This is a genomic window from Bradyrhizobium sp. JR4.1 (genome assembly GCF_040548605.1).
In the GTDB taxonomy this organism is placed as follows: Bacteria; Pseudomonadota; Alphaproteobacteria; order Rhizobiales; family Xanthobacteraceae; genus Bradyrhizobium; species Bradyrhizobium canariense.
The window spans coordinates 12,843-31,705 of sequence record NZ_JBEPRY010000016.1 but is presented as its reverse complement, the minus strand read 5'-3'; the positions used below and the strand labels follow the sequence as shown (position 1 = coordinate 31,705).

Genomic DNA, 18,863 nt, shown 5'->3' with positions numbered 1-18,863 from the left:
AACCGACTTCGCTCCAGCCCGCTTGCGGCCTGTCGCCATTGCTTCGCTGATGTCTCTCAATGCTTGTTGGCCAGCCGGTCCAGCAGCGGGGTGGTGATCACACCGAATATTTTTGGATCGCCATAGGCACGCGCCGACAGCATCGCGCCGTGAATGGTCGCCATGAATCCTTCGGCCTCGATTCGGGCCGTGCCGGAGAGTTTGAGCTGCCCTTTCCGCTTGCCGCGCTCCATGACGGCCGTCAGCCAGGAAGCCAGGGAGCGGAAGTGCGCACGGACTTCGAGCGCAACCTCCTCCGGCAGGATCGGAAGCTCGCTGGCCAGCAGCGCGCACACGCAGAACGGCGCCGTCGCATCATTGATGCACGCCTTCCAGTACGCGACATAGTTTTCGAGCTGGCCGCACGGATCAGGGACATTGCGCTCGAGCGCGGACAGTCCCGCCTCGGCTTCGGCGCGGTAGCGCGACACGAGGGTGCGGACCAGATCGACCTTGCTGGCGAAATGGTGGTGGATGCTTGGCTTGCGGATGCCGACAACATCGGCCACGTCGGCATAGCTGAAACCGTTATAGCCGCCCGCGATGATCAAGCTGCGCGCGCAGGCCAGGATGTCGTCGGCAGTTGAGGAGACGTTGGTCATGGGCCTTAGCTACCTTCCAGTTGGTAGGGCGTCAAGAACGGGATGCTTCAACCATCCGTGAGTGCTAGGAGCCTGCATGACCATTCGCCCGATCGTCCGCTATCCCGACCGCCGCCTCGCGCTGCCGGCCCGCCCCGTCACCGCGTTCGACGCCGGTTTGCGTGAGCTCGCAACGGATTTGCTCGAGACCATGCGCGCCGCGCCCGGCATCGGCATCACGGCGCCGCATGTCGGCGTGCCCTTGCGCGTCGTCGTGCTCGAACTCGACCCGAAGGACGGACCGCGGACCTACGTCAATCCGGAGATCGAATGGGCCTCGCCCGAGATGATCATGCATCGCGAGGGCAGTGTCTCGATGCCCGGCGTCAACGACGACATCCAGCGCCACGCGCGCGTGCGGATCAGCTATCAGGATCTCGACGGCAACGTGCACAGCGAGGATTCGGAAGCCTTGCGCGCCGTCTGCCACCAGCACGAGATCGACCAGCTCGACGGCATGTTCTGGATCCAGCGCCTGTCGCGGCTGAAGCGCGAACGGCTGGTGAAGAGGTTTGAGAAGATGTCGCGCGAGTGAGCGGGCCGGCAAAGATCTTGTGTGAAATCGCGCCGGCTGCTCGATGTGGCGAAATCAAACCAGCCTGATATGATTGGAACGGTCGGCCCCGTCGGGAGGGAGACGAATGACATATTCAGGTCGTTGCGCCTGCGGCGCGGTTTGTTACACCATTGCGTCCGCGCCGATCCGCGGCTTCCAATGTCAGTGCAGCGACTGTCAGCGCGATACCGGCAGCGGCCACAGCTCCATCTTCGTGTTCGCGCGCAGCGCAGTCTCGGTGACAGGCGAGGTGCGCGAAATCGAGCGCACTGCCGACAGCGGCGCGGTCAAGCACAAGGGATTCTGTCCGAGCTGCGGCTCGCCGATCTACAACAAGCCGGACGAGAAGCCGGAGTTCATCGGCATCTATGTCGGCACACTGGACGATGCCAGCACGTTCAAGCCGTCCGTCGTGCTGTTCTGCTCGCGCGGATATGCCTGGGATCACCTCGATCCCGAGATTCCCAAACTGCCGGAATGGCACCCGGGATCGCGCTGATTTCTTGCAGATTGGGGGACAGCCAATGGCGATGAGCTTTGAGCTATCGATGCTGGCCGCCGCAATCGTCTGGGGCTTCGTACAGCTTGTCGCCGCCGCGCAAGCCGCGAACCTGCAGTACGGCCTCAGATGGGCTGCGAGCCCGCGCGACAACGAGATGCCGCCGCTCAAGCCCATCCCCGGCCGCCTCAACCGAAATTTCCGCAACTACATGGAGACGTTTCCGTTCTTTGCCGCAGCGATCCTCATCTCTCACGCCGCAGGCGTTCACAATGAGCTGACTTATTGGGGATCGATCGCCTATCTTGGCGGACGCATCGCCTACACCGCGCTTTACTTATCCGGCATACCGCTCGTCCGCTCACTGTTCTGGAATATCGCCAGCTTTGGCATGCTTGCCGTTTTGGCAGCGGCTTTCGTGCCTCACTGATGCGGCGCGATAGCGACTTTGCCTTTGCCGCGCCATCACGCCCGCTTGCCGCTCCGCTTGGTCATGGGCGCGTTACGACGCTCGCGTTTGCCGCGCGCAATTTCCGTCGCCAGCGCATCCAGCTTCGGCTCCCAGAAATTGCGGAACTGACCGACCCATGCATCCACCGCTTGGAGCCCCGCAGCATCGACCGAATAGAGCCGTCGTTGCGCCTCCGCGCGAACCGTGGCGAAGCCGCTCTCGCGCAGCACCTTGAGGTGCTGCGACACGGCGGCCTGCGTGATCCCGAACTCCGCCCCGATCACTTCGACGACCTTGCCGGAGGCCATCTCGCCGGGCGCAAGCAGCTCGAGGATGCGACGGCGGACGGGGTCGGCGAGGACCTCGAAGATTTGCATCACCTTCCTGTGCCCGGATGCACCACGTCGGGCGGCGTCTCGCCGCGATAGAAGGCGATGGTGCGGTCGGAGCGCTGCTTCGCGGAGGCAGGATCCACGCCGCTTGCGACATGTGCTGCGCGCCAATACTCGCCGCTGCTCGTCATGAATTCCTTGCCCGCGGAAGAGCCCATCCATGCCTCGGCCGTCTCATGGTCGACCGATGCCCCGGTCGCAACATATCGCTCCAGCCCCGCAATGGCGAGATCCCAGCCGATCCCGACTGCCCCTGGACCGAACTGATTCCAATGATCCTCGATCATCGCCGTGTGCTCAAGCGTCAGCCGCGCCTGGCTTCGTTCTGCCGACAGCTTGACATCGATCCAGCTCATCGCGCCGCCGAATTCCCAAGTCGCCGCAAAATGGGTCGGCGGCGTACACGCCGTGATGGTCCCGCCGGCATTCCCCTTGAGCTGGTACTTTCCGCCGAGCCGGAGATCTCCCTCGACCGGCAAGAACCAGCGCGGAATGCGTTGTTCGCTGGTCACTGCGTCCCAGAGATCGTCGACGCTGGTTTCGTAAAGCCGCGTCAGTGTCACCGCACTGGCCGCTTTCCCGTCCTTCTCGAAATTCCTCACCGAACGCGTAACCAGCCCCAATACCCTGACGACGTCGATCTCCATGGCGCTCCTCCTCGTCGTTTCGTGCCAGGATGAATATCGGTTGAAGCTAATATAAGTCAACTCTTATATTCAGGGAAAATGCCGCTCAGATATTTCCCCGGCGGTTTTCCGAGCGCCTTCTTGAACATGGTGATGAAGGCCGCGACGGAGTCGTAGCCGAGATCGGCGGACACCTGCTGGACGCTCGCGCCGGACGTCAGCTCCCGCAAGGCGACGATCAGATGCAATTGCTGGCGCCAGCGCCCGAAGCTCAAGCCCGTCTCCCGGACGACGAGACGCGCGAGGCTGCTCTCGCTCAGCGCGACGCGATCGGCCCATTCGGCCAGCGTCCTGCGATCGGAAGGGTTTTTCGCCAGCGCTGCGGCAATCTTCTTCAACCGCGGCTCGGGCGAGAGCGGCAGATGAAGCTGCTGAACGGGCATGCGGGGAAGCTCGCGCAGAAGGACGCTTGCCAGAAGGTCCACCCTCGCCTCGTCATCCGCGATCTGATCGGACAATTCGACGATCACTTCACGCAGCAGCGGGGAGATCGAGAGCGTGCAGCAACGATCCGGCAGGTCCACGCGGTCAGGCTCGATATAGACGAAGAACAGCCGGGCATTTTCTGTCGCGAGGTTGCTGTGCTGCATGCCCCCGGGCACCCACACTGCGCAATGCGGCGGCACCATCCACAGACCGGTGGGAATGCGGCATGTCACGGCGCCTCCCAGCGCAAAGACAAGTTGCCCCTTCCGGTGCCTGTGATCGGGCACCTCGCCCTTAGTCCCGATCACGTCGACGCGCACGGCGATAACGGGCGCGGAGACATCATCCACGTCGAGATCAGGCCATGGAAAACGGAGCGGCTGCCGCATGCTTGCCGGTTTTTAGCAATCGATTGGCAGAATATCTAAATCGAGCGAACAAGAAAGTCGATAGGATCTCGGCGTGGCAGCGGTTTCGCTGTGGCCATCCTTCGAGACGCCCGCATCGGCGGGCTCCTCAGGATGAGGTCTTGTTTCGCGGCGCAATCGCAAATCCTCATGGTGAGGAGCCCGCTCTCAGGCGGGCGTCTCGAACCATGAAGGACACGCTCTGTGTGCGATTGCCCTGGAGATGTCACCATGCATGGTTCCACAAGTGTGACAGCAGCCAAGCTGCAACGCGTGGTCCGCACGCAAGCAGGCACCCTGCGTGCCGGTCCGCGCGATGCAAGCGGCGTGATCGCGTTCAAAGGCATTCCCTACGCAGCACCGCCGGTCGGGCCTCTGCGTTGGTGCGCACCGCAGTCGCCGACGCCCTGGGATGGCGTGCGCGATGCGCTCGTGTTCGGCGCGGGGTGTCTGTCGGCGCTCGAAAACGACCAGCGGCCGGGGCCGCGTGACGAGGATTGCCTTTATCTCAACGTCTGGACCGCGGCGAAGCACGCGGACGAGAAGCGGCCCGTGATGGTGTGGATTCACGGCGGCGGCTTTCAGTTCGGCTCCTCGGCCAATCCTGCAACCGATGGCAACGCGCTAGCAGTGAAAGGTGTCGTCGTCGTCAGCTTCAACTACCGCCTCGGCATCTTCGGCTTCCTCGCCCATCCCGATCTCGACATGGAGGCGCCGTCAGGCAATTACGGCCTGCAGGATCAACTGATGGCGCTGCGCTGGGTCAAGGCCAACATCGCCGGCTTTGGCGGCGACTCCGATAACGTCACCCTGTTCGGCGAATCCGCCGGCGCCATGGCCGTCGGCATCTTGATGGCCTCGCCGCTCGCGCACGGACTGTTTCACAAGGCCATTGGACAGAGCGGCGCGTTCTGGGATGGCAAGCACGGCCCACTCCAGGGCTTTGAAGAAGCCCGCGCGCGTGGTCTGGCTTTTGCCCGGCAACGGGGCAACGGGTCGATCGCAGTTTTGCGCAGCATGCCGGCCGATCGATTGAATGCAGCCGCGCCATGGAGTTTCAGGACCAGCCCGGTCGTGACGGCCTTCTCGCCGAGTATCGATGGTCATGTTGTGCCTGATGTGCCCGCACGGCGATTCCTTCGCGGCGAACAGATGCACATCCCGCTGCTGGCGGGCTGGAACGCTGCCGAGGAATTTCCTTTCCGTTCGCAGTCACTCCCCGATCAATCGGCACAAGACTTTCTCGCCGCGGCCCGGGCGACGTTCGGCAAGGAGCGCATGGCCGATTTCCTGAAGGTCTATCCCGCCGCGACCGACGCGGAGGCCAGGACTTCCGCGGCGGCGCTTAACGGCGACATCGTGGTCGGCGAGCAATGCTGGCAGTGGCTGCGTCTGCATCGGCGCGGGGGACAAGCGCCGGTCTACGGCTATCACTTCAGCTATACCTCGCATTACACGCCGATCGCCTCGCACGTCACTGAGATCCCGTTCGTGTTCGGCACACTCACACCGCAACAGGTGATCGGCAGCTCGGCACCGCCGGCCGAAGAGGACCGCGCGCTGGCGCGGACCATGATGGCCTATTGGGTCAATTTCGCCGCGCATGGCGATCCCAACGGATCGGACCTGCCACCCTGGCCCGCCTATGACGAGAACGACGTCGTGCAGATCCTGGGCAAACCGATCGAATCCCGCCCCAATCCGCAAGCCGCCCGCTTCCGCTTCCTCGATAGCTTCAGGCAGGACGGCATTTTGCCGATGCGCTGGCGGGAGCTGCCGTGAGGCGGCCTCACCCGCCCGCCATCAGCTGCTTCGCCAGCGCCATGTAGGCCGGCAGCGTCACGGGGTCGTTGGCGGCGTTGCCCGCTACGGGGTGCGAGGCGTAGCGCGCGATCACCATCTCGGCCTTGGGATCGATATAGATGCCCTGGCCGTGAACGCCGCGCGCCATATAGGCGCCGTGGGCGTTGTGCGTGACCCACCATTGATTGCGATAGGACGCACCTGTTAGCGTGGTGTAGCCGGCCGGCTTGAATTTTTCGGGATCGCCGCCGCGCGCGATGTCCTCGACGACAGACGAAGGCACGATCTGCCGGCCGTTGAAGCGGCCGTGATTGCGCATGGTCTCGCCGAAGCGGGCGAGGTCGCGCAAGGTGGTGGAGAGGCCGCCGCCGCCGCTTTCGGTGCCGATGCGATCAACGTGGTAATGCGCGTCTTCCTCCGCGCCCATCGGCTGCCAGATGCGCTCGGAGAGAAAATCGGACAACGTCATGCCGCTGACGCGCCGGATGATCCAGGCCAGCACGTCGGTGTTGACGGTCTTGTAGGCAAAGGCCTTGCCGTGCTCGCCCTGCTTCTTCTGCGCGACCAGGAAATCGAAGATGGTGGTCGCACCGTCATAGCCGGGTGGAATCGGCGCCATGCCGTTGGCGCGCCGCAGTCCCCACACATGCGAGTTCTTGTCGGTGTAGACTTCGGTGTATTCGAGCCCGGTGGTCATATCCATGACCTCGTGCACGCGCGCATCGCCGAAGGCGTTGGCCTTCAGCTCAGGCACATACTCCGCGACAGGCGCCTGCGGATCGATCTTGCCCTCGGCGACCAGGATGCCGGCGAGCACGCCCGTGAACGACTTCGTCACCGACATCGCGATATGCGGCTTGTGCGGCTTCAACGCGCCGAAATAGCGCTCATAGATCAGCTTGCCCCGGTGCAGCACGGCGATGCCGTCGGTGTAAGTCTCGTCGAGCATCTTCGCGAACGTGATGGGACGCCCGTCCATCGTGACGCAGGCGACCGCGCCGATGTCGTGGTCCTCGCGCGGCAGCGCCGACGCAGGCCCCGCCCCGCGCCAGACGTTCACGGTCGGCACCAGCTGGCGGATGTTGCTCCATGCCCAGCGCAGCTCGGGGAAGCTGCGGAACGAACCATCCTGGAAGCTGATGATGCGGTCCGGAGACGGCGGGAAGCCTTTCATCCAGCCGAGTGTTTCGGGATCGGTTTCGGCGGCGGTCGCGGGCGACTGACTCGCGGCGGTGGCGGCGGACATGAACGGCGGGCTCCGGAAGCGAACGAGATAGATTTCGTATCATGGCGATGAGTGGCGAACATCCCGTGTTTGCGCCGAGGTGACCGTCGTCGTGCGCTTGGCGGGTTCGTCGTCACGTCAGGCGGACCGACATGCCGCCATCAACCGTCATGGGGCTTCCCGTCATGAACGATGCCCGGTCGCTCAGGAGAAAAACCGCCGCCTGCGCGATCTCCTTGGGACTGGCCATCCGCTTCATCGGGTGGAGCCCGGCGATGAAATTCAGGGCGTCGGGATTTCCTTCGCCCGCCGCCGGGGTGATGGTCCCGCCAGGCAGTAGCGCGTTGACGCGAATGCCTTCGGCCGCATGCTCGGCGCCCAGCGATTGAGCCAGGCCGATCAGTCCTGCCTTGGTGGCTGCGTACGCCGCCATTCCCGGCATGCCGCCGTTGCTGAACCCAACGAAGGACGAGGTGAAAACGATCGAACCGCCGCCCTGCTTGCGCAGCGCCGGGATCTGCGCCTTTGCGCTGAGGAACGCCGAGGTGAGATTCACCGCGAGCACATCGGTCCAGTTTTCGACGCTCATCTCGGGGACCGGCGTCATCTCGCCGACGATGCCGGCATTGTCGAAAGCGCCGTCAAGCTTTCCGAACGTCGTGACGGCGTGCGCGACAAGGCGGGCTGCGTAGCCGGTGTCCCGAACATCGCCCGCGAGAAAAGTCGCGCGGCCTCCGGCGCTCTTGATGCTTGCAACAACGGCCTGCAGCTCGGGGGCGCGGCGCGCCCCGAGCACCACATCGGCGCCTTCGGACGCGAACAGCGACGCCGCGGCAGCACCGATACCGCTGCTGGCGCCGGTTATAATGATCGTCTTGTTTGCCAGTTCCACCGCGACCTCTCCTGATGTCAAGTACAAGCCAACAAGACATCGGGCATCTGCCGGCCGCCACCCGTTTCCCGGGTCAGGCGCCGCCAGGGGTTATTTCAGCGGCAGAAAAACGTCCGCGACCGTCTCGTGCTCCGGCACCTCCGGGAAGAAGCTCAGCCGCTGGCAATAGATCGGGAAGTCGCGGGCTTCCTCGCCGCTGGCCGGAAGCCAGTCGCGATAAAGAAAGAGCGCGGCCGGCTCGAGATTGTCGGTGTAGCCGACGACGCGCAGCACCGCGCAGCGTCCGCCGGGGATCGTGCCGGCTTTGATCTTTTCGCCGTTCGCCGCGATCGGCTGGTCGGTCCCGACGCAGAGGTCCGTGCTGTACTCGGCCGGCGAGGCAGGACGCCGCTCGGAACGCCAAACAGTGAAGGTAGGATTTGTCCTGGGGTGAAGGCCGGCGGCCTTGCGCCACGCGATGAACCGCCGGATCGTGTCACCAAGTGTCTCGGGGCTTCCCCGATGCTCCATGATTGCCACCTTGGTGGGTTGCACATCGCGGATCGTCACGTCGTCGATGGTAAAGGTCTTCTGCATGAGCTTGCTCCTCGCATTGTCGAGAGGCCCTAAGGCCGCAAGCCACGGCTCCCAGTCGGGAGACTTCCGGAAGGACGACGGCGATTGCCCGAACCGTTGCCGAAAGGCGCGAGCGAAGGCATCCGGTGCATCGTAACCGGCATCCATCGCAATCTCCGTCACATCAAGGGCGTCCATATAGGCTAGTTGATGCGAAGCGCGCTTCATGCGGGCCAGCTGGACATAGCGATGCACTGATAATCCGAAGGTTGCCGAGAACTGCCGGTGGAAATGATACTTTGAGAAAGCCGCAACAGCACTCACCGTGTCCAGATCCAGATCACCGTCGAGATGCCGATCGATATGATCCAGCACCCGTCGCATCCGGTCCTGATAGTTTTGCAGCGCCGCCTTCATCGTCCCTCCTCCGTGGCGGCTCCATCTAGTCGCTGACGGCAATGATTTGCTCGACCGATCTTGCGGTTCGGCATGGATCCCGTCGACCCCATTTGTGGGCGTGATGAGCGCCTGCGCAAGGATCAAGACGGCGGCAACTTTCGCCGGGATCGCGCAAAGGGAGTGTGTTGACACCGCCGAAAGTGTGTAATAGTGATGGTTACACACAAACGAGATCGTCATGCCGACCAGCACCCGCTTCGCCGTTGCCGTTCATATCCTCACAGGACTTGCCGTGAGCGACGGAAAGCCGCTGCGGTCGGAGGATCTGGCCCGGTCGGCCAACACCGGCGCGGTCGTCATCCGCGGGCTGTTGTCCCGCCTGAGCGATGCCGGACTGACGCGTTCGCAGCTCGGAGCGGGTGGCGGCTCCTTGCTGGCGAAACCGGCGAAGAAGATACGGCTGCTCGACGTCTATGCGGCGGTCGAGGACACCGAGCTGTTTTCGCTGCACCGGACCCCGCCTTGCGAGAGTTGCGCGGTGGGCGGCAACATCATTGCGGCGATACAACCCGCCCTAGACCGAGCGCGCAAAGCGCTCGAGGCTGAACTCGCAAAAACGACAGTGGCGGATGTTGCAGCCGAGGTGGCGCGGCTGGGCAAGTTCTCCATTCCGCTCGCCTGGTGATTTGTTTTGCTCTTAAATGTAATCGTGTCATCGACACATAATATCTTCAATGCCGAACGGCATCGATCAGTAACGACCGACCAGCCTTCGGGGCGCTGGCGGTCCTTCTTTCAAGCCCCTCACCTCACAGGAGTCCATCATGAGTATTGGTATCATCGGTTCTGGCGCCCTCGGCTCGAACCTCGCACGCGCTCTCGCCAGGAAAGGCATCTCGGCCACTATCTCCAACAGCCGCGGACCGGAATCGCTGGCGTCGCTGATTCAGGAGTTCGGCCCTTCAATCAAGGCCGGCACCGTGCAAGAGGCAGCCGGCGCCGATATCGTCATCGCCGCCATCCGCTGGACTGATGTGGAGAAGGTGTTCAGCCGCTTGCCGGCCTGGAACGGTCGCATCGTCATCGACGCCACCAATCCGGTGGAATTCCTCGATCCCAACTCGGCGGATGCGAAGGACCCGAGCAATCCACTGGCGGCCTACGGCATCAAGGCCGTCGATCTCGGCGACAAGCATTCGAGCGAGATCTTCAGCCAATTCGTTCCGGGCGCCCGCGTGGTCAAGGCGTTCAACCATAACGACGTTGCGGCGCTGTCGGAGCCGGAAGCGGCGGGTGGCCGGCGCGTGCTGTTCTATTCGGGTAATGACGCTGCCGCAAAGGCAGAGGTCCGCAAGCTCATCGAAGACACCGGCTTCTTCCCGGTCGATTTGGGATCGCTCGACGTCGGCGGACGATTGGCAACCCTGCCCTTCGGCGCGCTGGCCGCGCACAATTTCATCAAGATATAGCAGGCGCCGGAACGAAAATGGGGAGCCCACATGTTGCGGGCTCCCCTCTCGTATGTTCCGACGTCATACCGCTGTTACGGACCGGCAGGCTCCAACGCCTTCTGCACCATCGCGGTGTCGACATATTGCGTCATGCTGGCGATCTTGCCGTCCTTCAGCAGATAGAGATGCGCGAAATTGGCGCGCATGGATTTGCCCGTCGCCTTGTAGGTGCCGGAGTAGATGCCGAAGGCGGCGACGCGGTCGCCGTCTTCGAGATAGGTGTGAACATCGGCACGGTAGCCGGTCCATTCGGTGGCGAGACGCCGGAACACGCCTGATATGATCGCGTCGGGTCCGACATAGGTGCCCGCGTACGGAAACCCTTCCGCTTCGGTCCACGCGGCATCGGGAGCGAGAGCGGCCAGCAAATTGCGGCCGTTCTCTTCCGACGACGATCCCTCATAGGTGGCGCGGATCAGATCGAGGTTCGCCCCCATCTCAGCCCCACTTCATCTCGCCGGTGGCGACCTTGGCGCCGATATCGAGCGCGACGCCCATGCCGAGGCCGGGGAAACGCGCCTCCATCGCTGCCTTGAGCGCGGCGGAATCCTTGGCCTTGGCCAGCTCTTCGTCAAACGCCTTGAGATAGGCGATTGTGTGCTCGACACCGGACAGGTCGGTTTTTGCATCCACCGACAAATGGCCGGGCACGACGATCGCCGGCTTGCGCGCCGCGATCTTTTCGAGATTGGCGATCCAGGCGGCGCGCTGCTCCTTGGTCGGCGTGTCGGCGGTCCAGACATGGACGCCGGAGAAGATCAGCACGCCGCCGAACACCGCGTTGAGCGAGGGAACGAACAGATAGCGCCGGTTGACCAGGCCGTCTGCGCTGACGATCTCGATGGTCTCGCCGTCCACGCTGAGCGTCTTGCCCTCGAACGCTTCGGGAATGACCACATCGGCGAGCACCTGCGGGCCGTTCGCCTTGAGCTGCGGCCCCCAGACGGCAAGCTTCTTTTCGACGCTGGCGTTAATGGCCGCCAATGTCGCCGGCGCCGCGAGCACGCGGGCGTCGGGGAAGGCTGCCTTGATCGCGCCGAGGCTGAAGTAATAATCCGGGTCCGACTGGGTGATGTAGATGGTGGTGAGCTTCTTGCCGGTGGCCTTGATGGCGTCTGCGACAGCCTTGCCATCTGAAAGCGTGAAGCCGCCATCGATCAGCACGGCCTCGCTCGGCCCGGACACCAGAACGGGAGCCCGGAAGAAACCGTTCTGTCCGGCTGGAAAATGCTTCCAGGCTAACCCGCCGGCGGCATGGCCGAGCCCTGCGGGTGCGAAGAGTGCGGCGGCGCCCGCGGCGAGAGTGGTTTTCATGATGGTTCTCCTTGTCGGCATGTTGGTCTCCTGGTGCTGGTCTGGGATCGCGAAATGAAAGCTGGATGGTCCGGTCTGTGTTGATCGCTGCGCTCAGGCCGCCTTCAGTCCATCGACGAGGACGTCGAGGCTGCCGAACAGCGCGCTTGCTTGCACGAGGCGGCGATCATGGCCCGTCCCTACGATGAGGGCCGGGACACCGTTGACGCCGAACCGGCGCATCTCGGCACGCGTGGCCTCGAGGCGCGCGCGGTAAGCGGTGATCAGTGCGACGTCGGGGCTCGCCAGACGCGCGGCAACCTCAGGCAAATTCATCGTGCGCAGCACGTCCGACAGAACGGAGATATCCGTGCTGTCGCGGCCCTCGACATAGCGGACGAGCTGGAAGGCCTTCAGCGCCGCGAACTCCCGATCCGGGGCCATGAGCGCGACTGCCGTGAGCGCCAGTGTCGTCGGGCCGGAATCGAACAGGCGCGTGCGGTCGCCCAGCACATCGCGGCGATAGGTTTCGCTGAAGGGCCGACCGCTCAAGCGCGAAATCCGCTGGTCGTTGCTCCAGGCGTAGGCTGCAAAACCATCGTCCATCGGACGCGCGCCCTCGCCGGCGAATAGGCCTGTCGGCGCAAGTTCGACAGCGAAATCCGGCCGGGCGACGACCTGTTCGAGCAGCGTGGAGGCGCCGTAGCACCAGCCGCAGAGCGGATCGAACAGGTAGGTGATGGGAATGGGCGCGGACATGGCGATCTCCTTGAACCGCAATGTGGCACGCGCTAATTGGTAGATAAATATCAACAAAATAGACAGAATGTATGTTATAAACTAACAATCCCATCTGACCGGACGAGCCATGAACCTGAACCGCCTGGCCTATTTCGCAGCCGTCGTGAACACCGGATCCTTCACGCGGGCAGCCGAACGGCTCGGCATCACCAAGGCCGTGGTGAGCCAGCAGGTGGCGCAGCTGGAGCGCGATCTCGGCACCAGCCTGCTCGTGCGCACGACGCGCCGGGTCCATCCGACCGAGGCGGGCCGCATGTTTCATGCGCGCTGCGCCATGATCTTGCGCGAGGCGGAGGATGCCTTCGACGAACTCGCCCAGGCCGCTGCCGCGCCGACCGGCACATTGCGGATCACGGCGCCCAACGACTACGGCACAGCCGTCGTCGTTGCCGTCGTCACCGCCTACGCGGCGCGCTATCCCAACTGCCGCGTGGAGTTGACGCTCGAAGATCAGACGGTCGATCTCGCCTCAGGCCAGATCGACATGGCGATCCGTGTCGGCTGGCTGGTCGATTCCAGCCTGCAGGCGCGCAAGATCGGATCGTTCCGGCAATGTCTGGTCGGCGCTCCCGCGTTCACGGATCGGATCGCCGCCGCGCGCGATCCCGACGACATCGTCACGCTGCCGTTCATCGCCAACATGGCGCTGCGCGAGCCGCTGCTGTGGCAGTTTTCGCGCGGCGATCTCGATCGACTTGCTGTGCGGCTGCAAGCGAGCATCGCGATCGACACGACGCCGGGGGTACTCGCGGCCGTGCTCGCCGGCGGCGGCCTTTCGGTGCTGCCAGACTTCCTGGTGGCCGACGATCTCGCGGCGGGCCGCCTCATTCACATCCTGCCGCAATGGCAACTGCCATCCGGCGGCATTCACACGGTCTACCCCGCGGCCCGCTTCCGGCCGCCCAAGGTGACGGCGTTCGTGGAGATGCTGATCGCGGCTCAGCGACAGGCGGGTTCGGTTGGGGCGGAGTAGCGGTGGGCAGCCAATTAGAGGCCACGCCCTCCCTATGCCTGCGCGATGATCAGGACGGCGGCAGCTCGTCGAAGGGATCATGCACGGGTACGCCGAGCGGCAGCAAATGCCTCGCGTTGCGTGACAAGACCGTCAACGAGTGCTGACGCGCAGTTGCGGCAATCATGATATCGGCAAATCCCGGAGAATGCCCCTGCCCTCGCGCGCGGTCCGACAATTGTCCGGCGATCCGCGCAGTGGGGGTATCGAACGCCAGGATTCGATCCTCATACAGGTGCAGCACGGCTTCCAGCCATTGAGCCAAATCTCTACTCCTGCGCGTGGCTTTCTCGCGTCGCAATTTGGCTATTCCGTCCTCAACCTCCGCAATCGTCACGACGGACAAGAACAAGGAGGCGGATTGCGCATCCATCCACGCGACGAGTGCCGCAGGCGTCGGCCGGTTCGGCGAGACGGCAGATATGACATTGGTATCGACGAGGTACACGTCTCAGAAATCGGTCTTGCGCAGCTTGGCGCGATTACGCGTCGGCACGTCGCCGGCCCGCACGGGGGCCGCCATCAGCAGGCGCCCGAAGCTCGGCACCTGCGACAGACGCCGCCACTCCTCATAGCTCAAGACCACCGCCTGCTTTTTACCGTGACGCGTGATGATCGCGGGCTTGCCATCGACCGCTTCATCGACGACCGCGGAGAGGTTAGCCTTTGCGTCACGAAGCTGAATCTCTCGCATGAGTCCTCCAATATGACTACAGTAGTCATATAGGAGGGCGGCTTGTATTTCAAGGCATTCCCGGCCGACCACCGGACGGCATCCGAATGGACCGACGTGTCCCACGTCAGTCGCGCGATACGGACAGCCCCGCGAGAAGCGGCGCGTACGCGGCGAGCCTGCGGGATACGAACTCGGTGAAGAGCCGCACGCGCTTGGTCTTGCGTGTCTCGCCCTGTGTGAGGAGCCAAACCGTTCCGTACATGTGTAGCTCGGTGCCCGGCACCCTCACCAGCAGGGGGTCGGCATCGCCGACGAAGCACGGCAGCGTCGTGATCCCGAGCCCTTGCCGGACCGCAGCGATCTGCGTCCCGGCGTCCGAGGTCCTGAATGGAACGCCCGTGGTGCGGACCTCGCCCGCGCTGGCCCAGTCCGGGATGCCGTGCATGCTGATGACGATCCAGCGGAAGGGATCAGGCGCGCCCGCACGCCAGGCGGCCAGCCGATCCCTGGACATGTAGACGGCGCCGAACAGCTCCGGTCCCTTCATGCCGTGAAGATTTTGCGGGAGGGTTTTGCGGTCATAGACGACGCGGATCGCGACGTCGGCCTCCCGGTTGGTCAGATTAGCCAGCTCGCCGGCCGACAAGATATCCATCTCGATATCAGGATGCAGGCGCGCAAAATCGGCGAAATCGGGCATCAGCAGGTGCGTCGCAAGCGGCGGCGCCAGCGTCACCCGCAGACGCCCACGCACGCTCTGGTCGCGCCCGAACACACGCGTCTCCAGCAGGTGTGAGGAGGCTTCCATCTGGTCCGCGAATTCGAGGACCTCCTCGCCCGCAGCCGTCAGGCGGTAGCCCGAAGGCAGCTTTTCGAACATCTGGACCCCGAGGCGTTCCTCGAGCTGGGCGATGCGTCGCAGCACGGTCGCGTGGTTCACACCGAGGTGCTCGGCGGCCGCCCGCACCGAGCCTCCACGCGCGACGGCTAGAAAATAGCGAACGTCATCCCAGTCGATCATGGTGCAATCCCGCACCGCGCGGTGCGCCTTTCAAGCCGTATCTGGATGCCTCGTACAGCAGTACGGGCGGTCATCATAGCCGGTTCCGGCCAGCAGGACCCATTCCGAACGGCGGACACCGCTCGCCGCGGCTGGCGCCCGTCGTCCGGCCGGATCGATTTTGCACCACCGATGTGCGCGCTTCCGCACTCAACGCCTGACGCCGGCGGACCTATGTCGGGGACGTCGGGGGCAGATGCTGTCCCGGCACCACGACAGGAGAAATTATGGGAAAGCTCGACGGCAAGGTTGCAGTCATCACGGGTGGCGCGACCGGCATCGGCCGCGCCGCGGCAAAGCGCTTCATCGAGGACGGTGCCTTCGTCTTCATTTTCGGCCGCCGGCAGCAAGCGCTCGACGCAGCTGTCGCCGCCCTCGGCCCCAATGCCCGCGCGGTGAAGGGCTCGGTCTCGGATGAGGCCGAACTCGACCGGCTCTACGCGGCGGTGAAGGCCGAGCGCGGAACCCTCGACATCGTCTTCGCTAATGCCGGCGCGGGAAGCCAGCTTGCGCTCGGCAAGATCACCTCCGCGCACATCGACGAAACCTTCGACACCAATGTGAAGGGTACGATCTTCACGGTGCAGAAGGCGCTGCCGCTGATGCGCCGGGGTGGTTCGATCATCCTGACCGGATCGAGCGCGGGCACCACGGGCGCCCCGGCCATGAGCGCCTACAGCGCGAGCAAGGCGGCCGTGCGCAACCTCGCGCGGACCTGGGCCGAGGATCTGAAGGGCAGCGGCATCCGCGTCAACGTGCTGTCGCCCGGGGCGACCGCCACCGAACTCGCGAAGGAAGCGTTGGGCGAGGAAGGCCAGAAGGTGTTCGCCGCGATGACCCCGCTGCAGCGCATGGCCGATCCCGCGGAGATCGGAGCCGTGGCCGCCTTTCTCGCCTCATCGGACAGCAGCTTCATGACCGCCAGCGAAGTCGCCGTCGACGGCGGCCTGGCGCAACTCTGATCCCGGCGCAGTCCCGCACCTGGCCCACACACACAACGAAGGAAGAAAGATCATGAAAAAACTAGAAGGCAAGATCGCAATCATCACCGGCGGCAGCAGCGGGATCGGGTTGGCCACAGCCAAGCGCTTCGTGGACGAAGGTGCGCATGTCGTGATCACCGGGCGACGCGAGAAAGAACTGAAGGAGGCCACGGCCTTCATCAAGACAAACGTTACGACGGTCATCGGCGACGTGTCGCGCCTGGACGATCTCGACCGGCTCTATGCCGTCGTGAAAGAGAAACATGGTCACATCGACATTCTCTTCGCGAATGCGGGCGCGGGGACGATCGCACCGCTCGCGGCAGCGACCGAGGCCCATTTCGACCAGACCTTCGACGTGAACGTGAAGGGGCTGTTCTTTACAGTGCAAAAGGCCCTTCCCCTCTTTAGGGATGGCGGTTCGATCATCCTGAACTCTTCGGTGTCGAACGTGAAGGGGCTGCCAGGGTTCAGCGTCTACGCCGCGAGCAAGGCGGCGGTGCGCAGCTTCTCGCGAGCTTGGACGCTGGAGCTGAAGGACCGCAGAATCCGCGTCAACACGATGAGCCCCGGACCAACCGAAACCCCTGCCCTGGAAACAACGACGGGCTTGACCGCCGAGCAAGCCAAGCAAGCGGCCGCCGGATTTGCTTCACAGGTCCCGATGGGGCGCAGGGGCAAGCCGGAGGAAATCGCGGCTGCCGTCACTTTCCTCGCCTCCGATGAAAGTTCTTACATCACCGGCGTGGATCTCGCCGTCGATGGCGGCATGGCGCAGGTCTGACCGCGCCATCGACACAAGATCGGAGAAACACCATGAGCTACGCGATTATCGGCTTCGGCCATATCGGCCAGGCCCTGGCCAGGGCGTTTGCCCGCAATGGCGTCGAAGTATCCGTTGCAACCACGCGCGACCCGGAAAGCTTTGCATCCGCCGCGGCCGCGATCGGACCTTCGATCATTCCTAAAAAGCTGGTGGACGCGGTCAAGGCGGACATCGTCTTTTTGGCGGTCCGTTTCGAGTCGCACCAGGATGTCGCGAAGGCGCTGCCCACTTGGCAGGGCAAGACCATCATCGATGTGACCAACGCCTACGGCGTGCCGCCTGAGAAACTGGGAGGACAACCTTCGTCCAAGGCCCTCGCGCAAGCCTTCACCGGCGGTCGACTGGTCAAGGGCTTCAACCATTTGGGTGCTGCCGTGCTTGGTCAGGATCCGGCCGTCCATGGCGGCAGGAGAGTCGTGTTCCTGGCCAGCGACGATGACGCCGCCGCAGCGGAGATCGGCGCGCTTGCGGAAAAGCTCGGCTTCGCGCCGATCAAGCTTGGCGGGCTTTCGGAAGGCGGACTGCTTGTGCAGGCGCGCGGAAACAGCTGGGGCCACCTGATCTTCAAGGATCTGGTCAAGTTCGGCTGATGAACACGGGGACACGAAGCATGCGATCGGATCGCACGCGATCCGATCCGAGCGAAATGGAGAAATCCCATGAGCACCGAGAAAAACATCCAGACCGTGAAGGACTTCTTCGCCGCGATCGGCCGCGGCGACAGGGAGGCTCTGCTGGCGCTGATCAGTGCGGACATCGAGTGGATCATTCCGGGCGAGGACTGGCCGCTGGCCGGAACGCATCGCGGGCACGACGGGGTGACGGATCTGCTGGAGACGGCATCCAGGTCGATCGAAACGTCCACGGAACCCCGAGAGTTCGTGGCGCAAGGAGACCGGGTCCTGGTCGTCGGCTTCGCGAAGGGAAAGATCAAAGCCACGAATAAGACGTTTAGGGACGACTGGGTCTTCGCCATCACCGTTCGCAAAGGCAAACTGACGAACATCCGGGAGTACGTCGACACGCAAGCACTGGCGCGAGCCGCGCGCGCGTCGAATGCCCAAGCCTAAGGAGATCCCGATGTACGACCAATCCAAGCTAGCCGAGTTGATCCGGTTCGCACGCGTAAACGCGGGCTCCACCGTCATCGACGTTTACCCCGGCGATGGCGACTGGACCCGTCTCTTCTCCGAGATCGTGGGAGGCGAAGGACGGGTTGACAGCTTCGTGCCGGCCGAAGTGGCCCACTTCAAGAACGATCCGCTCGGTCGCATCCAGGCGCTTGCAAGGGAGCCGGGTCGAGACAACGTCGAAGCCGTCTCGGCGGACCTCGTGGCGATGCCGGAGGTCACGCGACCGGCGGATGTGCTGTGGCTGCACCTGTTTTACCACGATCTCCACACCGCGCTGATCCAGGCCAGGGGCGCGACGGCGGCCCAATTCAATCGAGCCGTCTACGAGCGGCTGAAGCCCGGCGGGTGCTACGTCATCGTCGACCACGCTGCCGCGCTCGGGGCGGGCACGAGCGAGGCCCAGTCGCTGCATCGGATCGAGCCCGCATCCGTTCGCAAGGAGGTGGAGGCGGCCGGCTTCGTGCTGGACGCGCAAAGCACCCTGCTCGCGAACAAGGACGATCCGCACACGATCAAGGTGTTCGATCCCTCGATCAAGGGCAAAACCGATCGCTTCGCCTATCGGTTCGTGAAGCCGTGACAGAGATCGTAGGGCGG

At 63.9% G+C, this 18,863-nt stretch carries 25 protein-coding genes; 12 read left to right on the top strand and 13 right to left on the bottom strand.

Going from position 1 to position 18,863, the window contains the following annotated elements:
• Positions 1-56: 56 nt before the first annotated feature.
• Complete coding sequence (locus ABIB90_RS26830; RefSeq protein ID WP_354163862.1) at positions 57-641, bottom strand: TetR/AcrR family transcriptional regulator; 585 nt, start codon at positions 639-641, stop codon at positions 57-59.
• Between the two features lie 76 nt (positions 642-717).
• On the opposite strand from ABIB90_RS26830, the gene ABIB90_RS26825 reads away from it, so the two are divergent.
• The 3 genes from ABIB90_RS26825 to ABIB90_RS26815 all read left to right on the top strand — a co-directional run bounded on the left by ABIB90_RS26825 (position 718) and on the right by ABIB90_RS26815 (position 2,165).
• Positions 718-1,215 carry a peptide deformylase gene (locus ABIB90_RS26825; protein ID WP_354163864.1) on the top strand — a complete coding sequence of 166 codons (498 nt, stop codon included), beginning with the start codon at positions 718-720 and terminating at the stop codon, positions 1,213-1,215.
• 106 nt (positions 1,216-1,321) lie between these two features.
• Positions 1,322-1,735, top strand: coding sequence for a GFA family protein (locus ABIB90_RS26820; protein WP_354163866.1), 414 nt, complete (start codon positions 1,322-1,324; stop codon positions 1,733-1,735).
• Positions 1,736-1,760: 25 nt separating this feature from the next.
• Entirely contained in the window at positions 1,761-2,165 is a 405-nt protein-coding gene (locus ABIB90_RS26815) for an MAPEG family protein (protein ID WP_354163868.1), read from the top strand.
• A gap of 35 nt (positions 2,166-2,200) precedes the next feature.
• On the opposite strand, the gene ABIB90_RS26810 is transcribed toward ABIB90_RS26815, so the two are convergent.
• Genes ABIB90_RS26810 through ABIB90_RS26800 form a run of 3 tightly spaced genes read right to left on the bottom strand, consistent with a single transcriptional unit; the run spans position 2,201 to position 4,079 of the window.
• Positions 2,201-2,563, bottom strand: a complete 363-nt coding sequence (locus tag ABIB90_RS26810) for an ArsR/SmtB family transcription factor (RefSeq protein ID WP_354163870.1) — start codon at positions 2,561-2,563, stop codon at positions 2,201-2,203.
• Positions 2,563-3,225 carry an SRPBCC family protein gene (locus ABIB90_RS26805; protein WP_354163872.1) on the bottom strand — a complete coding sequence of 221 codons (663 nt, stop codon included), beginning with the start codon at positions 3,223-3,225 and terminating at the stop codon, positions 2,563-2,565. The genes ABIB90_RS26810 and ABIB90_RS26805 overlap by 1 nt, the downstream gene beginning before the upstream one ends.
• Before the next feature lie 56 nt (positions 3,226-3,281).
• Positions 3,282-4,079: an AraC family transcriptional regulator gene (locus ABIB90_RS26800; RefSeq protein WP_354163874.1), complete on the bottom strand. Its 798-nt coding sequence runs from the start codon at positions 4,077-4,079 to the stop codon at positions 3,282-3,284.
• Between the two features lie 249 nt (positions 4,080-4,328).
• Here ABIB90_RS26800 and ABIB90_RS26795 point away from each other — a divergent pair, with 249 nt between their 5' ends.
• The gene (locus ABIB90_RS26795) at positions 4,329-5,879 is read left to right on the top strand and encodes a carboxylesterase/lipase family protein (RefSeq protein WP_354163876.1); all 1,551 of its coding nucleotides are present in this window, start codon (positions 4,329-4,331) and stop codon (positions 5,877-5,879) included.
• A 7-nt stretch (positions 5,880-5,886) separates the two neighbouring features.
• Here the strand turns inward: ABIB90_RS26795 and ABIB90_RS26790 are convergent, their stop codons facing one another.
• From ABIB90_RS26790 to ABIB90_RS26780, 3 genes are all read right to left on the bottom strand, one after another.
• On the bottom strand, positions 5,887-7,146 hold the full coding sequence (locus ABIB90_RS26790) for a serine hydrolase domain-containing protein (RefSeq protein ID WP_354163878.1): 1,260 nt from the start codon (positions 7,144-7,146) through the stop codon (positions 5,887-5,889).
• Between the two features lie 112 nt (positions 7,147-7,258).
• Positions 7,259-8,017 carry an SDR family oxidoreductase gene (locus ABIB90_RS26785; protein WP_354163880.1) on the bottom strand — a complete coding sequence of 253 codons (759 nt, stop codon included), beginning with the start codon at positions 8,015-8,017 and terminating at the stop codon, positions 7,259-7,261.
• A gap of 90 nt (positions 8,018-8,107) precedes the next feature.
• A complete protein-coding gene (locus ABIB90_RS26780) occupies positions 8,108-8,989 on the bottom strand; it encodes an AraC family transcriptional regulator (RefSeq protein WP_354163882.1) in 882 nt (293 codons plus the stop codon).
• Positions 8,990-9,209: 220 nt separating this feature from the next.
• Here ABIB90_RS26780 and ABIB90_RS26775 point away from each other — a divergent pair, with 220 nt between their 5' ends.
• Positions 9,210-9,656, top strand: a complete 447-nt coding sequence (locus ABIB90_RS26775) for an Rrf2 family transcriptional regulator (RefSeq protein ID WP_354163884.1) — start codon at positions 9,210-9,212, stop codon at positions 9,654-9,656.
• A 139-nt stretch (positions 9,657-9,795) separates the two neighbouring features.
• Complete coding sequence (locus ABIB90_RS26770) at positions 9,796-10,440, top strand: NADPH-dependent F420 reductase (protein WP_354163886.1); 645 nt, start codon at positions 9,796-9,798, stop codon at positions 10,438-10,440.
• Between the two features lie 74 nt (positions 10,441-10,514).
• Here the strand turns inward: ABIB90_RS26770 and ABIB90_RS26765 are convergent, their stop codons facing one another.
• The 3 genes from ABIB90_RS26765 to ABIB90_RS26755 form a co-directional block, all read right to left on the bottom strand.
• Positions 10,515-10,919, bottom strand: coding sequence for a nuclear transport factor 2 family protein (locus ABIB90_RS26765; RefSeq protein ID WP_354163888.1), 405 nt, complete (start codon positions 10,917-10,919; stop codon positions 10,515-10,517).
• Position 10,920: 1 nt separating this feature from the next.
• Positions 10,921-11,817 carry an MBL fold metallo-hydrolase gene (locus ABIB90_RS26760; protein WP_354163890.1) on the bottom strand — a complete coding sequence of 299 codons (897 nt, stop codon included), beginning with the start codon at positions 11,815-11,817 and terminating at the stop codon, positions 10,921-10,923.
• A 72-nt stretch (positions 11,818-11,889) separates the two neighbouring features.
• Entirely contained in the window at positions 11,890-12,534 is a 645-nt protein-coding gene (locus ABIB90_RS26755) for a DsbA family protein (protein WP_354163892.1), read from the bottom strand.
• A 109-nt stretch (positions 12,535-12,643) separates the two neighbouring features.
• On the opposite strand from ABIB90_RS26755, the gene ABIB90_RS26750 reads away from it, so the two are divergent.
• A complete protein-coding gene (locus ABIB90_RS26750) occupies positions 12,644-13,549 on the top strand; it encodes a LysR family transcriptional regulator (protein WP_354163894.1) in 906 nt (301 codons plus the stop codon).
• A 49-nt stretch (positions 13,550-13,598) separates the two neighbouring features.
• Here ABIB90_RS26750 and ABIB90_RS26745 read toward each other — a convergent pair whose 3' ends face one another.
• The 3 genes from ABIB90_RS26745 to ABIB90_RS26735 all read right to left on the bottom strand — a co-directional run bounded on the left by ABIB90_RS26745 (position 13,599) and on the right by ABIB90_RS26735 (position 15,285).
• Positions 13,599-14,036, bottom strand: a complete 438-nt coding sequence (locus tag ABIB90_RS26745; protein WP_354163896.1) for a type II toxin-antitoxin system VapC family toxin — start codon at positions 14,034-14,036, stop codon at positions 13,599-13,601.
• Positions 14,037-14,039: 3 nt separating this feature from the next.
• Complete coding sequence (locus tag ABIB90_RS26740) at positions 14,040-14,282, bottom strand: type II toxin-antitoxin system Phd/YefM family antitoxin (RefSeq protein ID WP_007592169.1); 243 nt, start codon at positions 14,280-14,282, stop codon at positions 14,040-14,042.
• A 106-nt stretch (positions 14,283-14,388) separates the two neighbouring features.
• Complete coding sequence (locus tag ABIB90_RS26735) at positions 14,389-15,285, bottom strand: LysR family transcriptional regulator (protein ID WP_354163898.1); 897 nt, start codon at positions 15,283-15,285, stop codon at positions 14,389-14,391.
• Between the two features lie 266 nt (positions 15,286-15,551).
• Between ABIB90_RS26735 and ABIB90_RS26730 the strand changes: the two genes are divergently transcribed.
• The 5 genes from ABIB90_RS26730 to ABIB90_RS26710 all read left to right on the top strand — a co-directional run bounded on the left by ABIB90_RS26730 (position 15,552) and on the right by ABIB90_RS26710 (position 18,846).
• Positions 15,552-16,286, top strand: coding sequence for an SDR family NAD(P)-dependent oxidoreductase (locus ABIB90_RS26730; RefSeq protein ID WP_354163900.1), 735 nt, complete (start codon positions 15,552-15,554; stop codon positions 16,284-16,286).
• A 52-nt stretch (positions 16,287-16,338) separates the two neighbouring features.
• Positions 16,339-17,091 carry a glucose 1-dehydrogenase gene (locus ABIB90_RS26725; RefSeq protein WP_354163902.1) on the top strand — a complete coding sequence of 251 codons (753 nt, stop codon included), beginning with the start codon at positions 16,339-16,341 and terminating at the stop codon, positions 17,089-17,091.
• A 32-nt stretch (positions 17,092-17,123) separates the two neighbouring features.
• Positions 17,124-17,723, top strand: coding sequence for an NADPH-dependent F420 reductase (locus ABIB90_RS26720; RefSeq protein ID WP_502917013.1), 600 nt, complete (start codon positions 17,124-17,126; stop codon positions 17,721-17,723).
• A gap of 69 nt (positions 17,724-17,792) precedes the next feature.
• Positions 17,793-18,203, top strand: coding sequence for a nuclear transport factor 2 family protein (locus tag ABIB90_RS26715; RefSeq protein WP_354163904.1), 411 nt, complete (start codon positions 17,793-17,795; stop codon positions 18,201-18,203).
• Between the two features lie 10 nt (positions 18,204-18,213).
• Positions 18,214-18,846, top strand: coding sequence for a class I SAM-dependent methyltransferase (locus ABIB90_RS26710; RefSeq protein WP_354163906.1), 633 nt, complete (start codon positions 18,214-18,216; stop codon positions 18,844-18,846).
• The last annotated feature ends 17 nt before the right edge of the window (positions 18,847-18,863 follow it).

What these genes read in the sequence shown, in the direction of transcription:
- ABIB90_RS26830 (WP_354163862.1), bottom strand. Translation starts at nt 641, where the DNA reads ATGACCAACGTCTCCTCAACTGCCGACGACATCCTGGCCTGCGCGCGC.
- ABIB90_RS26825 (WP_354163864.1), top strand. Translation starts at nt 718, where the DNA reads ATGACCATTCGCCCGATCGTCCGCTATCCCGACCGCCGCCTCGCGCTG.
- ABIB90_RS26820 (WP_354163866.1), top strand. Translation starts at nt 1,322, where the DNA reads ATGACATATTCAGGTCGTTGCGCCTGCGGCGCGGTTTGTTACACCATT.
- ABIB90_RS26815 (WP_354163868.1), top strand. Translation starts at nt 1,761, where the DNA reads ATGGCGATGAGCTTTGAGCTATCGATGCTGGCCGCCGCAATCGTCTGG.
- ABIB90_RS26810 (WP_354163870.1), bottom strand. Translation starts at nt 2,563, where the DNA reads ATGCAAATCTTCGAGGTCCTCGCCGACCCCGTCCGCCGTCGCATCCTC.
- ABIB90_RS26805 (WP_354163872.1), bottom strand. Translation starts at nt 3,225, where the DNA reads ATGGAGATCGACGTCGTCAGGGTATTGGGGCTGGTTACGCGTTCGGTG.
- ABIB90_RS26800 (WP_354163874.1), bottom strand. Translation starts at nt 4,079, where the DNA reads ATGCGGCAGCCGCTCCGTTTTCCATGGCCTGATCTCGACGTGGATGAT.
- ABIB90_RS26795 (WP_354163876.1), top strand. Translation starts at nt 4,329, where the DNA reads ATGCATGGTTCCACAAGTGTGACAGCAGCCAAGCTGCAACGCGTGGTC.
- ABIB90_RS26790 (WP_354163878.1), bottom strand. Translation starts at nt 7,146, where the DNA reads ATGTCCGCCGCCACCGCCGCGAGTCAGTCGCCCGCGACCGCCGCCGAA.
- ABIB90_RS26780 (WP_354163882.1), bottom strand. Translation starts at nt 8,989, where the DNA reads ATGAAGGCGGCGCTGCAAAACTATCAGGACCGGATGCGACGGGTGCTG.
- ABIB90_RS26775 (WP_354163884.1), top strand. Translation starts at nt 9,210, where the DNA reads ATGCCGACCAGCACCCGCTTCGCCGTTGCCGTTCATATCCTCACAGGA.
- ABIB90_RS26770 (WP_354163886.1), top strand. Translation starts at nt 9,796, where the DNA reads ATGAGTATTGGTATCATCGGTTCTGGCGCCCTCGGCTCGAACCTCGCA.
- ABIB90_RS26765 (WP_354163888.1), bottom strand. Translation starts at nt 10,919, where the DNA reads ATGGGGGCGAACCTCGATCTGATCCGCGCCACCTATGAGGGATCGTCG.
- ABIB90_RS26760 (WP_354163890.1), bottom strand. Translation starts at nt 11,817, where the DNA reads ATGCCGACAAGGAGAACCATCATGAAAACCACTCTCGCCGCGGGCGCC.
- ABIB90_RS26755 (WP_354163892.1), bottom strand. Translation starts at nt 12,534, where the DNA reads ATGTCCGCGCCCATTCCCATCACCTACCTGTTCGATCCGCTCTGCGGC.
- ABIB90_RS26750 (WP_354163894.1), top strand. Translation starts at nt 12,644, where the DNA reads ATGAACCTGAACCGCCTGGCCTATTTCGCAGCCGTCGTGAACACCGGA.
- ABIB90_RS26740 (WP_007592169.1), bottom strand. Translation starts at nt 14,282, where the DNA reads ATGCGAGAGATTCAGCTTCGTGACGCAAAGGCTAACCTCTCCGCGGTC.
- ABIB90_RS26735 (WP_354163898.1), bottom strand. Translation starts at nt 15,285, where the DNA reads ATGATCGACTGGGATGACGTTCGCTATTTTCTAGCCGTCGCGCGTGGA.
- ABIB90_RS26730 (WP_354163900.1), top strand. Translation starts at nt 15,552, where the DNA reads ATGGGAAAGCTCGACGGCAAGGTTGCAGTCATCACGGGTGGCGCGACC.
- ABIB90_RS26725 (WP_354163902.1), top strand. Translation starts at nt 16,339, where the DNA reads ATGAAAAAACTAGAAGGCAAGATCGCAATCATCACCGGCGGCAGCAGC.
- ABIB90_RS26720 (WP_502917013.1), top strand. Translation starts at nt 17,124, where the DNA reads ATGAGCTACGCGATTATCGGCTTCGGCCATATCGGCCAGGCCCTGGCC.
- ABIB90_RS26715 (WP_354163904.1), top strand. Translation starts at nt 17,793, where the DNA reads ATGAGCACCGAGAAAAACATCCAGACCGTGAAGGACTTCTTCGCCGCG.
- ABIB90_RS26710 (WP_354163906.1), top strand. Translation starts at nt 18,214, where the DNA reads ATGTACGACCAATCCAAGCTAGCCGAGTTGATCCGGTTCGCACGCGTA.